Source organism: Pantoea sp. Tr-811 (assembly GCF_011752535.1).
GTDB lineage: Bacteria > Pseudomonadota > Gammaproteobacteria > Pseudomonadales > Pseudomonadaceae > Aquipseudomonas.
Map to the genome: position 1 here is coordinate 16,737 of NZ_VWXJ01000014.1, position 16,995 is coordinate 33,731.

13 protein-coding genes are annotated in these 16,995 nt (G+C 64.4%); 8 read left to right on the plus strand and 5 right to left on the minus strand.

The annotated features are described in order from the left end of the window. Nucleotides 1–267 precede the first annotated feature (267 nt). The 4 genes from F3J44_RS20130 to edd form a co-directional block, all read right to left on the minus strand. On the minus strand, nt 268–1,722 hold the full coding sequence (locus F3J44_RS20130; RefSeq protein ID WP_167060370.1) for an ATP-binding protein: 1,455 nt from the start codon (nt 1,720–1,722) through the stop codon (nt 268–270). Further along, nucleotides 1,706–2,428: a two-component system response regulator GltR gene (gene gltR, locus F3J44_RS20135; protein WP_167275385.1), complete on the minus strand. Its 723-nt coding sequence runs from the start codon at nt 2,426–2,428 to the stop codon at nt 1,706–1,708. Before gltR ends, F3J44_RS20130 begins: the two co-directional genes overlap by 17 nt. A gap of 71 nt (nt 2,429–2,499) precedes the next feature. Further along, a complete protein-coding gene (locus F3J44_RS20140) occupies nt 2,500–3,459 on the minus strand; it encodes a glucokinase (RefSeq protein ID WP_167060377.1) in 960 nt (319 codons plus the stop codon). Further along, a complete protein-coding gene (edd, locus tag F3J44_RS20145; protein ID WP_167275388.1) occupies nt 3,456–5,282 on the minus strand; it encodes a phosphogluconate dehydratase in 1,827 nt (608 codons plus the stop codon). The genes F3J44_RS20140 and edd overlap by 4 nt, the downstream gene beginning before the upstream one ends. A 264-nt stretch (nt 5,283–5,546) precedes the next feature. Here edd and gap point away from each other — a divergent pair, with 264 nt between their 5' ends. From gap to F3J44_RS20175, 6 genes are all read left to right on the plus strand, one after another. Then, on the plus strand, nt 5,547–6,548 hold the full coding sequence (gene gap / locus F3J44_RS20150) for a type I glyceraldehyde-3-phosphate dehydrogenase (protein ID WP_167275391.1): 1,002 nt from the start codon (nt 5,547–5,549) through the stop codon (nt 6,546–6,548). A 312-nt stretch (nt 6,549–6,860) separates the two neighbouring features. Beyond that, the gene (locus tag F3J44_RS20155) at nt 6,861–7,373 is read left to right on the plus strand and encodes a sigma-70 family RNA polymerase sigma factor (RefSeq protein WP_167060385.1); all 513 of its coding nucleotides are present in this window, start codon (nt 6,861–6,863) and stop codon (nt 7,371–7,373) included. Between the two features lie 90 nt (nt 7,374–7,463). Further along, nucleotides 7,464–8,426: a FecR domain-containing protein gene (locus F3J44_RS20160; protein ID WP_167060387.1), complete on the plus strand. Its 963-nt coding sequence runs from the start codon at nt 7,464–7,466 to the stop codon at nt 8,424–8,426. A gap of 125 nt (nt 8,427–8,551) precedes the next feature. Beyond that, complete coding sequence (locus F3J44_RS20165; protein WP_167275393.1) at nt 8,552–11,140, plus strand: TonB-dependent receptor; 2,589 nt, start codon at nt 8,552–8,554, stop codon at nt 11,138–11,140. Nucleotides 11,141–11,311: 171 nt separating this feature from the next. After that, complete coding sequence (locus F3J44_RS20170; RefSeq protein ID WP_167060392.1) at nt 11,312–11,905, plus strand: biliverdin-producing heme oxygenase; 594 nt, start codon at nt 11,312–11,314, stop codon at nt 11,903–11,905. 53 nt (nt 11,906–11,958) lie between these two features. After that, the gene (locus F3J44_RS20175) at nt 11,959–12,372 is read left to right on the plus strand and encodes a YbaN family protein (protein WP_167275396.1); all 414 of its coding nucleotides are present in this window, start codon (nt 11,959–11,961) and stop codon (nt 12,370–12,372) included. Here F3J44_RS20175 and arcD (F3J44_RS20180) read toward each other — a convergent pair. Then, nucleotides 12,352–13,779 carry an arginine-ornithine antiporter gene (gene arcD, locus F3J44_RS20180; RefSeq protein WP_167275398.1) on the minus strand — a complete coding sequence of 476 codons (1,428 nt, stop codon included), beginning with the start codon at nt 13,777–13,779 and terminating at the stop codon, nt 12,352–12,354. The two genes, F3J44_RS20175 and arcD (F3J44_RS20180), sit on opposite strands and share 21 nt — an antisense overlap. Nucleotides 13,780–14,210: 431 nt before the next feature. On the opposite strand from arcD (F3J44_RS20180), the gene arcD (F3J44_RS20185) reads away from it, so the two are divergent. Continuing rightward, the gene (arcD, locus tag F3J44_RS20185; RefSeq protein WP_167275399.1) at nt 14,211–15,638 is read left to right on the plus strand and encodes an arginine-ornithine antiporter; all 1,428 of its coding nucleotides are present in this window, start codon (nt 14,211–14,213) and stop codon (nt 15,636–15,638) included. Between the two features lie 32 nt (nt 15,639–15,670). Then, nucleotides 15,671–16,924 carry an arginine deiminase gene (arcA, locus tag F3J44_RS20190; protein ID WP_167275401.1) on the plus strand — a complete coding sequence of 418 codons (1,254 nt, stop codon included), beginning with the start codon at nt 15,671–15,673 and terminating at the stop codon, nt 16,922–16,924. Nucleotides 16,925–16,995: the final 71 nt, after the last annotated feature.

The following is a 16,995-nucleotide window of genomic DNA, read 5'->3' on the forward strand; positions in this document are numbered from 1 at the left end:
GTAGCCAGCCGTCCAGGCTGGGGTGTCACGAACGCTTGCTGTTGTGTCACTGGTTTGTGACATTTCGGTGGCCAATAGAGGCCTCATCTGAGCCTGTAGGAGCGGGCTTGCCCCGCGAACACCGGCGCAGCCGGTGCCATACACAGCGGTGTTTGCTTCGCGGGACAAGCCCGCTCCTACAGGATTTCCTGTTAAATCAGCTATTTGCGATTTGTTTCATGAGGGCGGGCTTGCCCCGCGAAGAGGCCAGCCCTGGCACCCATGAACTCAATCCAAGCCCCGTGGCAGGCACAACGTCACCCGCAACCCTCCTTCGCGCAAATTGAGCAAACTCACCTCGCCCCCATGGCTATGGGCAATATTGCGCGCAATCCCCAGCCCCAGCCCATACCCCTGCTGTTTGCCAGCCAGGCGAAAATGCGGCTCGAACACCTGCTCCAATTGCTGCTGCGGCACGCCCGGCCCTTGGTCATCCACCTGCAGCACGAACGCCTCGGCGTTGTCGATGATGCGCAGGCGCGCCCGCTCGCCATACTTGATGGCGTTGTCGATCAGGTTGCCAATGCAGCGGCGCAACGCCAACGGCTTGCCAGGGTATGGCGCCATGGCCTGCCCCTGGAGGGTGATGCGGCCATCGCCCAGGTACGGCTCGGCCAGGATCTCCAGCACCTGGTTGAGGTCGACCGGCTCGATGTTCTCGTGAATGTCGGTGTCCTTCACGCACTGCAGCGCGCCCTTGACCAGCAATTCCAGCTCGTCCAGGTCCTGGCTGAACTTGGCCTGCAGGCGCTCGTCCTCCAACAGCTCCACCCGCAGGCGCAAACGGGTGATCGGCGTGCGCAGGTCATGGGAAATGGCGCTGAACAGCTGCGAGCGCTCGGTCAGGTAACGGCTGATGCGCTCACGCATGCTGTTGAACGCCCGCCCAACCTCAACCACTTCACTGCCGCCGCCCTCGGCCACCGGCGCCACGTCGGCGCCCAGCGACAGCTCCCGCGCAGCGCGGGCCAGGCGCTTGAGCGGCCAGCTCTGCCAATGCACCAGCAAGCCGATGAACAACAACAGCAAGGCGGTGGTCAGCACGATGAAACCGATCTGCTGGCGGGGCAGGCGCTCGGCTTCAAGGCTGGTGTAGGGCTCGGGTAGCAGCGAGGCGATGTACAGCCATTCGCCCTCGCCCAGGCGGATCTGCGTGACCAGCACCGGCGGATTGAGGGGTTCCAGGGTCAGCGAGTAATGCGCCCACGAGCGCGGCAGTTCGTCGAGTTTCAGGCCGCTGTTGAAGATGCGCAGGTCATCGGGGCTGACGAACTCGACAGAAATTTCCATCTGCTCGCCCAGGCGCTCGTGCAGCACCTGCTGGAACACATCGATCACCGCCTGCTTGCGCGGGGTGACCGGCAACACCGGCATGTCCAGCGGCTTGACGTTGAGCGACACGAAAAAGCGCGTGCCGCCCATGCTGCGCAACTGGTCGAGCACCATCGGCCGGTAGGCCACCGGCAGCGAGCGGAAGTAGCTGACGCTGGCGCTCATCGAGTGGGCCAGGCTGCTGGCACTGGCGCGCAGGCCCTGCAGCTGGCTGGCGCGCAGTTGCGCCACCCAGATGACGCTCGACAGGCCCTGGGCCAACAGCACCACCAGCAAGGTCAGCAGCAGCATGCGCCCCAGCAGCGAGCGCGGCAGCAGGCGCCAACGCCGCTGGTCAAGCGCAGCTGACATGGGCCGCCAGCAGGTAACCACTGCCACGCACGGTGCGGATCAGCCGCGGCGGCTTGCCAGTGTCGCGCAGGCGCTGGCGCAGGCGGCTGACGGCCATGTCAACGATGCGGTCCAGGGGCATCGGTTCTCGGCCACGGGTGGCATTGCCGATGGTGTCGCGGTCAAGAATCTGCTGCGGGTGGTCGAGAAACAGCTTGAGCAGGGCGAAGTCGGCGCCGGAAAGCATCACTTCCTCGCCATCGCGGTGGAACAGGCGGTGGCTGACGGTGTCCAGGCGCCAGTCGTCGAAGGCCAGCACGGCGCTGGCCGGCGCGGCCTGGCCGAACTCGGCGCGGCGCAGCAGCGCCTTGATGCGCGCCTGCAGCTCGCGGGGGCTGAACGGCTTGCCCAGGTAGTCGTCGGCGCCCAGTTCCAGGCCGATGACCCGGTCGGCCTCGTCGGAGCTGGCAGTCAACATGATGATCGGCACCCGCGACTGGCGCGGGTGCTGGCGTACCCAACGGCACAGGCTGAAGCCGTCTTCGTCAGGCAGCATGACGTCGAGGATCACCAGGTCGCAGGGGGTGGTTTCCAGCGCCTGGCGGAAGCCTTGGCCGTCGGCTTCGGCATGCACCTGCAGGCCGCAGCGGCTGAGGTAGGTTTGCAGCAGTTCACGGATTTCCTGGTCGTCGTCGACCATCAGGATCGTTTTGCCGGCAGTGCTCAAGGTGTCCCGCCCTCTTGTGTGTCACAGGTCTTTTCTGCCTGTTTTTCCATGGGGGCCGCGCAGCAACCCCATCAGTGATCCAGCGTTTGCTGTAATGCCACCCCTGCGCCCAACAGTCCAGAGAATTCCGCGGTCACCAGCCACACCGGCACACCGGCGAAGTAGCCGCTCATGCAGCCCTTGTCGGCAAAGCTGTGGGCAAAGCCGCTGCGCAGGAACAGTTCGGCAAAGCGCGGGATCACGCCGCCGACAATATAAACCCCACCCCGTGCACCCAGGGTCAGGACATTGTTACCGGCCACCCGGCCGAGGAACCGGCAGAACTGCTCGACCACCGCCAGCGCCCGCGGCTCGCCGCCCAGCGCCGCATCGGTGATCTGTGCCGGGGACGTGTGTCGCGGCGTGTCGCCATCGAGCGCGCAAATAGCCTGGTACAACCGCACCAGGCCACCGCCACTGAGCACAGTTTCGGCGCTAACGTGGCCGATCTGTGCATGGATCTGCTGTTGAATCGCCGCCTCGCGGGCATTACCCACCGGCAGATCGACATGCCCGCCCTCACCCGGCAGCGCCTGCCAGTGCTGCTCGCCCAGGCGCAGCAGGCTGCCGACGCCAAGGCCGGTGCCCGGGCCAATCACCAGCGCCGGCCGCGACGGGTCGGCCTGGCCGGGGCACACCTCGCGGTACTCACCCGGTTGCAGGCGGGTCATGCCCAGGGCCTGGGCGGAAAAGTCGTTGATCAGCAGCAGCCGCTCGACCTGCAAGGTCTGGCAGAAGGCCTTGTGGCTGAGCCGCCAATGGTTGTTGGTGAAGCGAAACTCATCGCCATCGACCGGCCCGGCCACGGCCAGGCACACGGCCGCCAGGCCGCCACGGGCAATGCCGTGGCCATGCAGGTAGGCCTCGATGGCCTGCTCCGGGCTGGTGTAGTCCGCCGTGGCGAAAACCTTCACCTGGTACAGCTGGTTGTCACGCCACAACGCAAAACGGGCATTGGTGCCACCGATGTCGCCAACCAGCAGGTCCTTCATTTGATGTTCTCCAGGGCCGAAGTGAAGGCGCTCGCGCCCTGTTCGGCGGGGCTGAACGCCATGCGCATGAAGCCGAACAGCTCGCGCCCGCAACCCAGGTCGTTGCCCAGGGGCGCAGCAGGCAGTGGGCGGCTGGCCAGTTCTTCGGCCGACACCATCACCCGCAGCGTGCCTTCGACACCATCGACCCGCACCATATCACCATCGCGCACCCTTGCCAGCGGGCCACCGTCATAAGCCTCGGGGCACACATGGATCGCTGCCGGGATCTTGCCTGATGCACCCGACATGCGCCCGTCGGTCACCAGCGCCACCTTGAAGCCGCGGTCCTGCAGCACGCCGAGGAACGGCGTCAGCTTGTGCAGCTCGGGCATGCCGTTGCAGCGCGGGCCCTGGAAGCGCACCACGGCAACGAAATCGCGCTCCAGCTCACCGGCCTTGAAGGCATCGGCCAACGACTGCTGGTCGTGGAACACCCGCGCCGGGGCCTCCACCACCTGGTGCTCGGCAGCCACCGCAGAGACTTTCATCACGCCACGGCCGAGGTTGCCTTCCATCACCCGCAGGCCACCTTCGGCGGAGAACGGCCGCGCCACCGGGCGCAGGATGCTTTCGTCCAGGCTCTGCAGCGGGCCGTCGCGCCACACCAGCTTGCCGTCATCGAGGAACGGCTCCTGGGTGTAGCGGCGCAGGCCGTGGCCGGCCACGGTGTTGACGTCCTCGTGCAGGAGCCCGGCGTCGAGCAGTTCGCGAATCAGGAAGGCCATGCCGCCAGCGGCCTGGAAGTGGTTGATGTCGGCCTTGCCGTTGGGGTAGACGTGGGACAGGGTCGGCACCACCTCGGAGAGGTCGGCCATGTCCTGCCAGGTGAGCTGGATGCCGGCAGCCTGGGCGATCGCCGGGATGTGCAGGGTGTGGTTGGTCGAGCCGCCGGTGGCGTGCAAGGCCACGATCGAGTTGACCAGCGCCTTTTCGTCGACGATTTCACCCAGCGGCATGAAGTTTCCGCTGGCCTTGGTCATGCGCGTCACCTGCTGCGCAGCTTCGGCCGTCAGCGCCTCGCGCAGCGGGGTGTAGGGGTTGACGAACGAGGCCCCCGGCAGGTGCAGGCCCATCACTTCCATCACCAGCTGGTTGGTGTTGGCGGTGCCGTAGAAGGTGCAGGTGCCGGGGCTGTGGTAGGACTTCATCTCCGACTCCAGCAGTTCCTCGCGGCTGGCCTTGCCTTCGGCATAGCGCTGGCGCACGTCGGCCTTCTGCTTGTTGGAAATACCCGAAACCATTGGCCCGCCGGGGACGAACACGGTGGGCAGGTGGCCGAACCGCAGCGCACCCATCATCAAGCCGGGGACGATCTTGTCGCAGATGCCCAACATCAGCGCGGCATCGAACATGTTGTGCGACAGCGCCACCGCCGTGGACATGGCGATCACCTCGCGGCTGGCGATGGCCAGCTCCATGCCTGGCTCGCCCTGGGTAACGCCATCGCACATGGCCGGCACGCCGCCGGCGAACTGGCCGACCGAGCCGACCTCGCGCAGGGCCTGTTTGATCTGCTCGGGGAAGTGCAGGTACGGCTGGTGCGCCGAGAGCATGTCGTTGTAGGCCGAGACGATGGCAACGTTGGCCGCGTTCATCAGGCGCAGGGTCTGCTTGTCTTCGCTGGCGCAACCGGCCACGCCGTGGGCGAAGTTGGCGCACTGCAGGCTGGCGCGCATGGGCCCTTCACTGGCCGCGCCGCGAATCAACTGCAAGTAGCGTTCGCGGGTGGCACGGCTGCGTTCGACCAGCCGTTGGGTGACCTCAAGGATGCGCGGGTGCATGAACTGGACTCCAGGCTAATTGTAAGGGCGGTTTGCCGGGCATTTCCCCTCCAAACGATTGCGGCCTAGGCTCAAGGAAAGGGAGCCGGCGGCAACCGGGAGGCACTGCGCCCAACCACTCGTTGTATGTTTAAACAAAATTCTGCCACTAAAAAGGCTTGTTTTCTATCAGCCAGTGAATAATCTTGTAATTCCAACAACAAAACCGTTTCAGTGAAGCTTCTTTGTGCCACAGCTTTCACTCGGACTGCCAGAGGTACTGCCATGACCCTTCGCATCGCCATCAACGGATTCGGCCGCATCGGGCGCAACGTCCTGCGCGCACTGTATACCCAAGGCTACCGCCAGGACCTGCAGGTCGTCGCCATCAACGACCTGGGCGACAGCGCGATGAACGCCCACCTGCTCAAGTACGACAGCGTGCACGGCACCTTCGATGCCGTGGTGGAGGCCGACCATGAAAGCCTCACGGTCAACGGTGACCGCATCGCGGTAAGCGCCATTCGCAACCCGGCCGAGCTGCCCTGGAAGGCCGAGGCGATCGACGTGGTGTTCGAATGCACCGGGCTGTTCACCGACCGCGCCAAGGCCGCCGCGCACCTGGCTGCCGGGGCCGGCAAGGTGATTGTCTCGGCGCCGGGCAAGGGGGTTGATGCCACGGTGGTGTACGGGGTCAACCACGACAGCCTGCGGGCCTCGCACCAGGTTATTTCCAATGCCTCGTGCACCACCAACTGCCTGGCCCCGGTGGCCCAGGTGCTGCACCGCGAGTTCGGCATCGAGCAGGGGCTGATGACCACCATCCATGCCTACACCAACGACCAGGTGCTGACCGACGTCTACCACAGCGACCCCTACCGGGCCCGCTCGGCCACCCAGTCGATGATCCCGAGCAAAACCGGCGCCGCCGAGGCCGTGGGCCTGGTGCTGCCGGAGCTGGCCGGCAAGCTGACGGGCATGGCGGTGCGGGTGCCGGTGATCAACGTGTCGCTGGTCGACCTTACCGTCAACCTGCGCCGCGAGGCCACGGCGGAGCAGGTCAACCAGTTGTTCCTCGAAGCCAGCCGGCACTCCAGGGTGTTGGGTTACAACGCGTTGCCGCTGGTGTCGTGCGATTTCAACCACAACCCGCTGTCGTCGATCTTCGACGCCAACCACACCCGCGCCAATGGGCGCATGCTCAAGGTGATGGCGTGGTATGACAACGAATGGGGGTTCTCCAACCGGATGTTGGACAATTGCCTGGCGTTGGCCAATGCGCGTTGAGGGTTGTTGGTGTTTGACGGGGGATTTTTAGCGCCTGTGAGATCGAGCGCCGCCCGCGCGGCGCATCGCAGGCAAGCCTGCTCCTACATCTGTTTCGGACCAGTGTTCATGTGGCCACCGCGCGCGGCCCTTTGTAGGAGCAGGCTTGCCTGCGATGCGCCGCACGGGCGGCGCGCGATCTCATTGGCGCCGCAAATGCCAAGACATACACACCGCATCCCCCAAACTTTACCTTTTCTTAACAAATCCAAGCTTGACCTGGCAAACAGATGATAAGCATTATCATTCACCCTTCATCGGCCAGGTTTCCCCGTGAGTCAGTCCCGGTTCAACTCCGTCTTCCTCGTTCAGCGCCTTTCCCTGCTGCGTACCCTGCAGCGCATGGTGGGCAACCCCAGCACGGCCGAAGACCTGTTGCAGGAAACCTACCTGCGGGTGTCCCGTGCGCTGGGCGAGCGGCCCATCGAGCACCTTGAGCCGTTCGTCTTCCAAACCGCACGCAACCTCGCCCTGGACCACCTGCGCACGCGCCGGGTACAGGCGCGCATGCTGGTCGACGATGTGCCCGACGAAGTGCTGCACAACATCGCCGCGCCCGCCGGCAGCAGCGAAGACGCCGCCCATGCCGAACAACTGCTCAAGCACCTGAGCGTCAGCCTCAACCAGCTCACCGAGCGCCAGCAGCGCATCTTCATCCTCAGCCGCCTGCACGGCGCCAGCTACCTGGAAATCGCCGAGCAGCTGAACGTCTCGGCCAGCACGGTTCAGAAGGAACTGAAACTGATCATGGCAATCTGCATGGGCGTGGCCGATCGCCTCAAGTGAGCCGACCGTTGGCGGCCTGATTGCGGCCTGGGCCTTGCCAGGCGGCGCCTTAGCCATGATCATTCGGAAAAACCATTTCAAGGACCCACCGTGACCGACCGCCCTGCCCACCGCCCGTCCGCTGCCGGGGCCGACGCCCGCGCCCGCGCGCTGGACGAGGCGCTGGACTGGCTGGTGCGCCTGCAATGCGCCAGCGACGCGGACACCCAGGCCTTCGAGCAGTGGCTCAGCGCCGCGCCGGAAAACGCCGAGGCCTATGTCGAGGCCGAAGCCCTGTGGAACGGCACGCCGCTGCGCCAGGCCGCCACGCACATGCACCAGGGCCGTCGGCGTTCACTGCGCGGGCGCCTGCGCAGCCATTGGAAACCCCTGGCCACCGCCGCCATGCTGCTGGTCGGCCTGGTGACCTTCGGCAACCTGCCGGTGCGCCTGCAGGCCGATCACCTGACCGTGGTCGGCGAGCGCCAGCGCCTGCAACTGGACGACGGCGCCAAGGTACTGCTCAACACCAACTCGGCCTTTGCCAGCGACCTGCAGGGCGGCCGTCAGGTGGCGCGCCTGCTGCAGGGCGAGGCGTACTTCCAGGTGCCCGGCGGCGCTCAACCACCGCTTGAAGTGCAGGCTGGGCCCTTGCGTGCCCAGGTGCGCGACACCGACTTCGCCGTGCGCTACCTCGATGGCCAGGCCCAAGTGCGCGTGCAACGCGGCGACGTCGACCTGCAGGCCGCCAGTGACCAGCGCATCCGCCTCAGCGCCGGTGACAGCATCAGCGTCGGCCCCCAGGGTTTCGGCCAGCGCCAGCGCGCCGACCTGCGCAAGGACCTGGCCTGGGTCGATGGCCGCCTGGTGTTCGAAAACTGCCCGCTGAGCCAGGTGCTGGCCGAAGTGCGGCGCTATTACCCAGGCTGGATCATCAACCGCAACAGCGCGCTTGGCGACATGGCCGTCACCGGCAACTACCGCCTCGACCAACCATTGGAAACCTTGCGCGCCCTGGCCCACATCACCTCGGCGCAGCTGCATGAGTTCCCGGCGGTGGTGATCCTCAACTGACCTGAAACTATTTTTACGCGATCACGCTACCCCGCCCGTCTCGTTATAGCCAATGCAACTGATTCTTGTTTGAAAACAAGAACGGTCATCACCTATAACAGTTCGCGCGTCAGGGAGCGCTATCGATGTCAACTGGTCCATCTCGCCCGTCCACCCTTCCCCGCCGTACAGGGCAACTGTCCCTGTTGACCTTGGCCCTGCTCGCCAGCGGCGCCTGCAGCCTTCCGGCACTGGCCGCAGAGCCTGCCCAGGCGAGCAGCCCGCGCATGGGCGACTACCGCTTCAGCATCGCCCAGCAGCCACTGGTGGAGGCGATCAATGCCTTCAGCAAGGTCACCGGCTGGCAGGTCGGCTTCAGCGCCGAGCTGGCCAATGGCATAGCCTCGCCGGGCGTGCAGGGCTCGCTGCCACCGGAAGCCGCGCTGCAGCGCCTGCTGCAAGGCACTGGCCTGGGTTACCGCAAGATCGGTAACGGCAACGTGGTGCTCGAACGCCAGTCGTCGAGCAACGTCATCGCCCTGCAACAGATGACCGTCAGTGCCACCCGCAGCGCCCAGGACGTCAGCCAGGTGCCAAGCACCGTGACGGTACAGACCCGCGAGCAACTGGACCGGCAGAACGTCAACAACATCCAGGAACTGGTACGCTACGAACCCGGCGTGTCGGTAGCCGGCACTGGCCAGCGCAGCGGCCTGAACGGCTACAACATCCGCGGCATCGACGGCGAGCGTATTCTTACCCAGATCGATGGCGTGTCGATTCCCGACAGCTTCTTCTACGGCCCCTACGCCCAAACCCAGCGCAACTACGTCGACCCCGAGATCGTCAAGCGCGTGGAAATCCTCCGTGGCCCGGCCTCGGTGCTGTACGGCAGCAACGCCATCGGCGGCGCGGTGAGCTACTTCACCCTCGACCCGGAAGACATCATCAAGCCAGGCAAGGACGTGGGTGCGCGCCTGAAGACCGGCTACAGCTCGGCTGACGACAGCTGGCTGACCTCCGCCACCGTGGCCGGCCGCCAAGGTGATTTCGACGGCCTGCTGCACCTGAGCCAGCGCAATGGCCACGAAACCGAGTCCTACGGCGGCCACGGCGGCACCGGCCTTGCCCGTACCGCAGCCAACCCCGAGGACGTGCGCACCACCAACGTGCTGGCCAAGCTCGGCTGGAACTACGCCGACGACGCACGCCTGGGTTTCACCTACGAGCGCTACAAGGATGACCGCGACCAGAACATCAAGAGCGCCGTCGGCGGCCCGTTCATTCCGGCATTTGGCGGCATGGGGTACTACAAGGCACGCAGTGGCAACGATACCGTCACGCGCGAGCGCTTCGGCATCAACCATGAATTCGGCCTGGATTCGCTGGTTGCCGACCACGTGAAGTGGAGCCTGAACTACCAGATCGCCAAGACCGACCAGCACACCGATGAAATCTACGCGCCTCCGGGCCGCCAGGTGCTGCGGACCCGAGACACCACCTACAAAGACCGCCAGTGGGTATTCGATGCCCAGCTGGACAAAGCCTTCAGCCTCGGTGCTACCGACCACCTGCTGACCTATGGCACCACCCTCAAGCATGAGAAGGTCAGCGGCTCGCGCAGCGGCACCGGCACTTGCCTGGCAGTGGGTTCGGGTTGCACGGCCGTAGGTGCCGACCGCCCGGCAGACGGCCAGACCCTGGTCAGCGACTTCCCGGACCCAACCGTCAACACCTACAGCCTGTTTGCCCAGGATGAAATTCGCTGGAACAACTGGACCTTCCTGCCCGGTGCCCGCTACGACTACACGCGCATGGAGCCGAAGTTCACCGACGCCTTCCTGCGCGGCATCCAGGGCACGGGTACCGCGCCTTCCAGCCTCGACGACTCGGACAAGAAGTGGCACCGGGTGTCGCCGAAGTTCGGCGTAACCTACGCCTTCAACGACAACTACACCTGGTACGGCCAGTACGCCGAGGGCTTCCGCACGCCGACCGCCAAGTCGATGTACGGGCGCTTCGAAAACCAGACCCTGGGCTACGTCGTGCAGGGCAACCCCGGGCTTGAGCCGGAAAAGAGCAAGAGCTACGAAACCGGCCTGCGCGGCAACTTCGAGGCGGGCAACTTCAGCACCGCGGTGTTCTACAACAAGTACCGCGACTTCATCGACGAAGACGCCGTGCAGTCGGCCAACCTGGAAACCACCTTCCAGGCCAACAACATCAAGCACGCCACCATCAAGGGTGCCGAGATCAAGGGCCGCCTGAACCTCGACCACTTCGGTGCACCGGCCGGCCTCTACACCCAAGGCTCGATCGCCTACCAGTACGGCCGCAACGATGACAATGGCCAGCCGCTGAACACCGTCAACCCGCTGACCGGTGTGTTCGGCCTGGGCTACGAGCAGCAGAACTACGGCGGCCTGCTGAGCTGGACCCTGGTCAAGCGTAAAACCCGCGTCGACGATTCCACCTTCTTCGCCCCCGACGGCAAGAGCTCGCAGTTCCGCACCCCCGGCTACGGCGTGCTGGACCTGAGCGGCTTCTACAAGGTGACCGACGACGTGACCGTCAATGCCGGGCTGTACAACCTGACCGACAAGAAATACTGGCAGTGGGATTCGGTACGCGGCTACGACGGCCAGGGTGAAGCCGGCGTGACCCAACCGGCCAACCTCGACCGCCTGACCATGCCTGGGCGCAATTTCGCCATCAATGTGGTGTGGGATATCTGACCGCAGGCCTGGCCTCTCAGCAGTGCAAGCCCGCTCCTACATCCCCTGTAGGCGCGGGCTTGCCCCGCGAAGAGGCCAGTAAATCAAACCCAAAACCGCAATTTTTTTACTGTCCCCGCCCTGCTGTTTCGTCTTGTCACTAGACGCCCTCATTTTTCCAAGGACACCCCCATGACCGACCGCCCAGCCCTGCGCTCGCAACGCCTGAACCAGGTCACCCACGCCCCCCACAGCGAGCTCGATGCCCTGGTCAAATCCCACGCGCCGTTCGACAGCCGTGAAAGCTTCGCGCGCTTCGTGGTCGCCCAATACCTGTTCCAGGCAGAACTCAAGGCCCTGTACAACGACCCGCAACTGATCGCCATCGTCCCGGACCTGGCCGAGCGTTGCCGCGCCGAACAGGCGCGCCTGGACCTGGCCGACCTGAACACCGAAGTTCCGGCCGCCGTGCCCGGTGCCGTGCAGAATCCGAGCCTGGCTGAAGCCATGGGCTGGATCTTCGTCTCCGAAGGCTCCAAACTGGGCGCTGCGTTTCTGATCAAGCGTGCCGTGGCCCTGGAACTGTCCGACAGCTTCGGCGCCCGTCACCTCGGCGAGCCGGCCGGTGGCCGTGCCGAAGGCTGGAAGCAGTTCACCCGCATCCTCGACGGCCTTGAGCTGTCGCCTGAGGAAGACGCCGCCGCCGAGCGCGCTGCGGTCGCCGCCTTCGAGCGTTTCACCGAACTGCTCAAGCATGCCTACGCCGCCGACGCCGCACTGGCCTGAGACGCACCAACCGGCCGCCCCTCCGGCGGCCGGACGTTTTTCGCAGTGAGACCATGACCCAACCCGCCCGCTCCAAACTGTCCCGCCTGCTGTACGGCATCCTGGCTTACGTCAGCTTGGGTATCGGCCTGGTCGCCATCGTCATTCCCGGCCTGCCGACCACCGAGTTCATTCTGCTGGCCGCCTGGGCGGCAACGCGCAGTTCGCCGCGCCTGTCGGCCTGGCTGGAAAATCACCGGTTGTTCGGGCCCATTTTGCACAACTGGCGCAACGGCAAGGTGATCCAACGCCGCGCCAAAGTCAGCGCGACCCTCAGCATGCTGCTGTGCGCAGGCCTGATGCTGACCTTCCTCGACCACCACTGGCCGGTGTTCCTGGCCATCGCCGGCATGACCCTGGGCAACCTGTGGATCTGGTCGCGCCCGGAGCGCCTGTGCCCCGCCGCGTCACAGGCTCAGCAGCCCTGAATACAGCAGGTACGCCGCCAGCGCCGCACCGGCCAGCACCGCCGCGAAAATCAGTTTTTCCCACGTGGTGAACAGCGCCTGCCCCTGCTCGTGCTTGGCGCAGGCGAACAGGATCACGCCCGGGGCATACAGCAACGCCGACAGCAGCAGGTACTTCAGCCCACCGGCGTACAGCAGCCACACCGCATACAGCAGCGCCAGCGCCGCCACCAGCAGGTCCTTGCGGCGCAACCCGGCCTGCCCTTCATAGCGTTCGCCGCGCCACGCCAGCAGCAGCGCATAGGCCGCCGACCACAGGTAGGGCACCAGGATCATCGACGAGGCCAGGTAGATCAGGCTGGTATAGGTACCCGCTGAAACCAGGGTAATCAACAAGAAGCCCTGGATCATGCAGTTGGTCAGCCACAGGGCATTGGCCGGCACCTGGTTGGCATTTTCCTTGGCCAAAAAGCGCGGCATGGTCCGGTCGCGCGCCGTGGCATAGAGGATCTCGGCGCACAACAGCGCCCAGGACAACAACGCCCCCAGCAACGACACCGCCAGGCCGATGCTGATCAACAAGGCGCCCCAGGGCCCGACGATATGCTCCAGCACCGAGGCCAGCGACGGGTTCTGCAACCTGGCCAACTCCGGCTGGGTCATCACCCCCAGCGACAGCACGTTGACCAGCACCAGCAGCGCCAGCACCCCGAGGAAGCCGATCACCGTGGCCTTGCCCACATCGGCGCGGCGCTGGGCGCGCCCGGAATACACGCTGGCACCTTCGATGCCAATGAACACGAACACCGTGACCAGCATCATGTTGCGCACCTGGTCCAGCACGTTGCCGAACTGCGGGTTGCTCAGGCCCCAGATGTCGCGGGTGAAGATATCGGCGCGAAAGGCAAAGGCGGCGATGACGATGAAGATCAGCAGCGGCACCACCTTGGCCACGGTGGTGACCTGGTTGATAAATGCCGCTTCCTTGATGCCGCGCAGCACCAGGAAATGCACCGACCACAGCAACACCGAGGCACAGCCGATGGCCACTGGCGTATTGCCTTCACCGAACACTGGAAAGTAAAAGCCCAGGGTACTGAACAGCAGCACGAAGTAGCCGACGTTGCCCAGCCAGGCGCTGATCCAGTAGCCCCAGGCCGAGGAAAAGCCCATGTAGTCGCCAAAGCCCGCCTTGGCATAGGCGTACACCCCCGAGTCCAGCTCGGGCTTGCGGTTGGCCAGGGTCTGGAACACGAAGGCCAGTGCCAGCATGCCCACCGCGGTGATTGCCCAGCCAATCAGCACGGCGCCGACATCGGCCCGTGCCGCCATGTTCTGCGGCAGGGAAAAGATCCCGCCGCCAATCATCGAACCGACCACCAGTGCGATCAATGCACCAAGGCGCAGCTTCTGTCCTGGCTCGCCCATGGGCCTCCCCACTCACTGTTATCAACCAATTGGCTCTATCAAGCAGCTGCCTACCTGTGCAGTTACTTATACAGTTAAAACCTTAAACTTATAGCAGCCATAACCAGACTGTCTATCGGTGTCAACCTAGTAAAATTGTCAGTTGTCTGCGCAACCAGAAAGATTCTAATAACACATAAAAAGCGTATCGGAAATTTGCGAAAACGAGAAAACGGACTAGGTTCAGTGTTCGCAGGCTAAACAGAGTGTTCGCTCTATCGATCGACATGGAGGTGCCAGCGCACAAGGCCTGCAGCAACGCTGTCGGCACTCTCCAGGAGTCGCATGAAGGATTTTTCCTACTTCATGCCCCATGAACTGATCCATGTCAGCTCATGGTAACGGCGACGGATTTATTCTGTCGTCAACTTTCTCCTGGCAGGAGTTGTTAAATGTCTGATTCATCCGGAAAACTTAAACTAGGCGCACTGGTGGCACTGGTGGTCGGTTCGATGATCGGTGGCGGGATATTTTCGTTGCCGCAGAACATGGCTGCCAGCGCGGGCGTGGGCGCCGTTCTGATCGGCTGGGCGATCACCGCCGTGGGCATGCTCACCCTGGCCTTCGTGTTCCAGACCCTGGCCAACCGCAAGCCTGACCTGGACGGCGGCGTGTACGCCTACGCCAAGGCCGGCTTTGGTGACTACATGGGCTTTTCCTCGGCCTGGGGCTACTGGATCAGTGCCTGGCTGGGCAACGTCGGCTACTTCGTGCTGCTGTTCAGCACCTTGGGCTACTTCTTCCCGATCTTCGGTGAAGGCAACACCCCGGCGGCCATCATCGGCGCGTCGATTCTGCTGTGGGCGGTGCACTTTCTGGTGCTGCGCGGCATCAAGGAAGCAGCGTTCATCAACCTGCTCACCACCGTGGCCAAGGTGGTGCCGCTGGTGCTGTTCGCGCTGATCTGCCTGTTCGCCTTCAGGCTCGATGTGTTCACCGCCGACATCTGGGGCCAGGGCACGCCGGAGCTGGGCAGCGTGATGAACCAGGTGCGCAACATGATGCTGGTCACCGTGTGGGTGTTCATCGGCATCGAGGGCGCGAGCATCTTCTCGTCACGGGCGGAAAAACGCTCCGACGTGGGCAAGGCCACCGTGATCGGCTTCATCACCGTGCTGCTGTTCCTGGTGCTGGTCAACGTGCTGTCGCTGGGGGTGATGACCCAAACGGAGCTGGCCAAGCTGCAGAACCCGTCGATGGCCGCCGTGCTGGAGCACGTGGTCGGCCACTGGGGCGCGGTGCTGATCAGCGTCGGCCTGATCATCTCGCTGCTCGGGGCGCTGCTGTCGTGGGTGCTGCTGTGCGCCGAGATCATGTTCGCCGCGGCCAAGGACCACACCATGCCGGAGTTCCTGCGCCGGGAAAACGCCAACCAGGTGCCGGCCAACGCCCTGTGGCTGACCAACGCCATGGTGCAGATCTTCCTGGTGATCACGTTGTTCTCCAGCAGTACCTACCTGTCGCTGATCTACCTGGCCACCTCGATGATCCTGGTGCCATACCTGTGGTCGGCCGGCTACGGCTTTCTGCTGGCACTGCGCGGGGAAACCTACGAACAGGCCGCAGGCGAACGCAACAAGGACCTGCTCATCGGCGCCATCGCCCTGGTTTATGCCATCTGGCTGCTGTACGCCGGCGGCGTCAAATACCTGCTGCTCTCGGCCCTGCTCTATGCCCCTGGCGTGATCCTGTTCGCCAAGGCCAAGCGCGAGGTGGGCCAACCCATCTTCACCAGCGTGGAAAAACTGATCTTCGCCGCCGTGGTCATTGGCGCCCTGCTGGCGGCCTATGGCCTGTATGACGGCTTCCTGACCCTGTGACCCACGTATTTGCCTTAATGGAGGATTGAACCATGTCCACTGAGAAACAGAAGTACGGCGTGCACTCCGAAGCTGGCAAGCTGCGCAAGGTAATGGTTTGCGCCCCGGGCCTGGCGCACAAGCGCCTGACCCCAAGCAACTGCGACGAGTTGCTGTTCGACGACGTGATCTGGGTCGACCAGGCCAAGCGTGACCACTTCGATTTCGTCACCAAGATGCGCGAGCGCGGCGTGGACGTGCTGGAGATGCACAACCTGCTGACCGACATCGTGCAGAACAAGGAGGCCCTGGCCTGGATCCTTGACCGCAAGATCACCGACGACACCGTGGGCGTGGGCCTGAAGAACGAAGTGCGCAGCTGGCTCGAAGGCCTTGAGCCACGCCACCTGGCCGAGTTCCTGATTGGTGGTGTAGCCGGCCAGGACCTGCCGCAGAGCGAAGGCGCCGATGTGGTCAAGATGTACAACGACTACCTGGGCCATTCCAGTTTCATTCTGCCGCCGCTGCCCAACACCCAGTTCACCCGCGACACCACCTGCTGGATCTACGGCGGCGTGACGCTGAACCCGATGTACTGGCCGGCGCGTCGCCAGGAAACCCTGCTGACCACCGCCATCTACAAGTTCCACAAGGAATTCACCAACGCCGACTTCCAAGTCTGGTACGGCGACCCGGACAAGGAACACGGCCAGTCCACCCTCGAAGGCGGTGACGTGATGCCCATTGGCAACGGCATCGTGTTGATCGGCATGGGCGAGCGCACCTCGCGCCAGGCCATCGGCCAGCTGGCACGCAACCTGTTCGCCAAGGGCGCAGTGAAGGAAGTGATCGTCGCCGGGCTGCCGAAGTCCCGCGCCGCCATGCACCTGGACACCGTGTTCAGCTTCTGCGACCGCGACCTGGTCACGGTCTTCCCGGAAGTGGTGAAAGAGATCGTGCCGTTCATCATCCGCCCCGACGAAAGCAAGCCGTACGGCATGGACGTGCGCCGCATCAACAAATCGTTCATCGAGGTGGTCGGCGAGCAGCTGGGGGTCAAGCTGCGCGTGGTCGAAACCGGCGGCAACAGCTTCGCCGCCGAGCGCGAGCAGTGGGATGACGGCAACAACGTGGTGGCCATCGAGCCCGGCGTGGTCATCGGCTACGACCGCAACACCTACACCAACACCCTGCTGCGCAAGGCCGGCATCGAGGTCATCACCATCAGCGCCGGCGAGCTGGGCCGTGGCCGCGGCGGCGGCCACTGCATGACCTGCCCGATCGTACGCGACCCAATCGACTACTAACGCCCATTGCACACCCGGCCGCACCCACGAAGTGGCGGCCGGGACGTTCACCACACTCAAGGAGACTCTGT

Coding starts and splice junctions, on each gene's coding strand:
- gap (WP_167275391.1), top strand. CDS start 5,547: ATGACCCTTCGCATCGCCATCAACGGATTCGGCCGCATCGGGCGCAAC.
- F3J44_RS20170 (WP_167060392.1), top strand. CDS start 11,312: ATGACCGACCGCCCAGCCCTGCGCTCGCAACGCCTGAACCAGGTCACC.
- arcA (WP_167275401.1), top strand. CDS start 15,671: ATGTCCACTGAGAAACAGAAGTACGGCGTGCACTCCGAAGCTGGCAAG.
- edd (WP_167275388.1), bottom strand. CDS start 5,282: ATGCACCCGCGCATCCTTGAGGTCACCCAACGGCTGGTCGAACGCAGC.
- F3J44_RS20165 (WP_167275393.1), top strand. CDS start 8,552: ATGTCAACTGGTCCATCTCGCCCGTCCACCCTTCCCCGCCGTACAGGG.
- F3J44_RS20140 (WP_167060377.1), bottom strand. CDS start 3,459: ATGAAGGACCTGCTGGTTGGCGACATCGGTGGCACCAATGCCCGTTTT.
- F3J44_RS20130 (WP_167060370.1), bottom strand. CDS start 1,722: ATGTCAGCTGCGCTTGACCAGCGGCGTTGGCGCCTGCTGCCGCGCTCG.
- F3J44_RS20175 (WP_167275396.1), top strand. CDS start 11,959: ATGACCCAACCCGCCCGCTCCAAACTGTCCCGCCTGCTGTACGGCATC.
- arcD (WP_167275399.1), top strand. CDS start 14,211: ATGTCTGATTCATCCGGAAAACTTAAACTAGGCGCACTGGTGGCACTG.
- arcD (WP_167275398.1), bottom strand. CDS start 13,779: ATGGGCGAGCCAGGACAGAAGCTGCGCCTTGGTGCATTGATCGCACTG.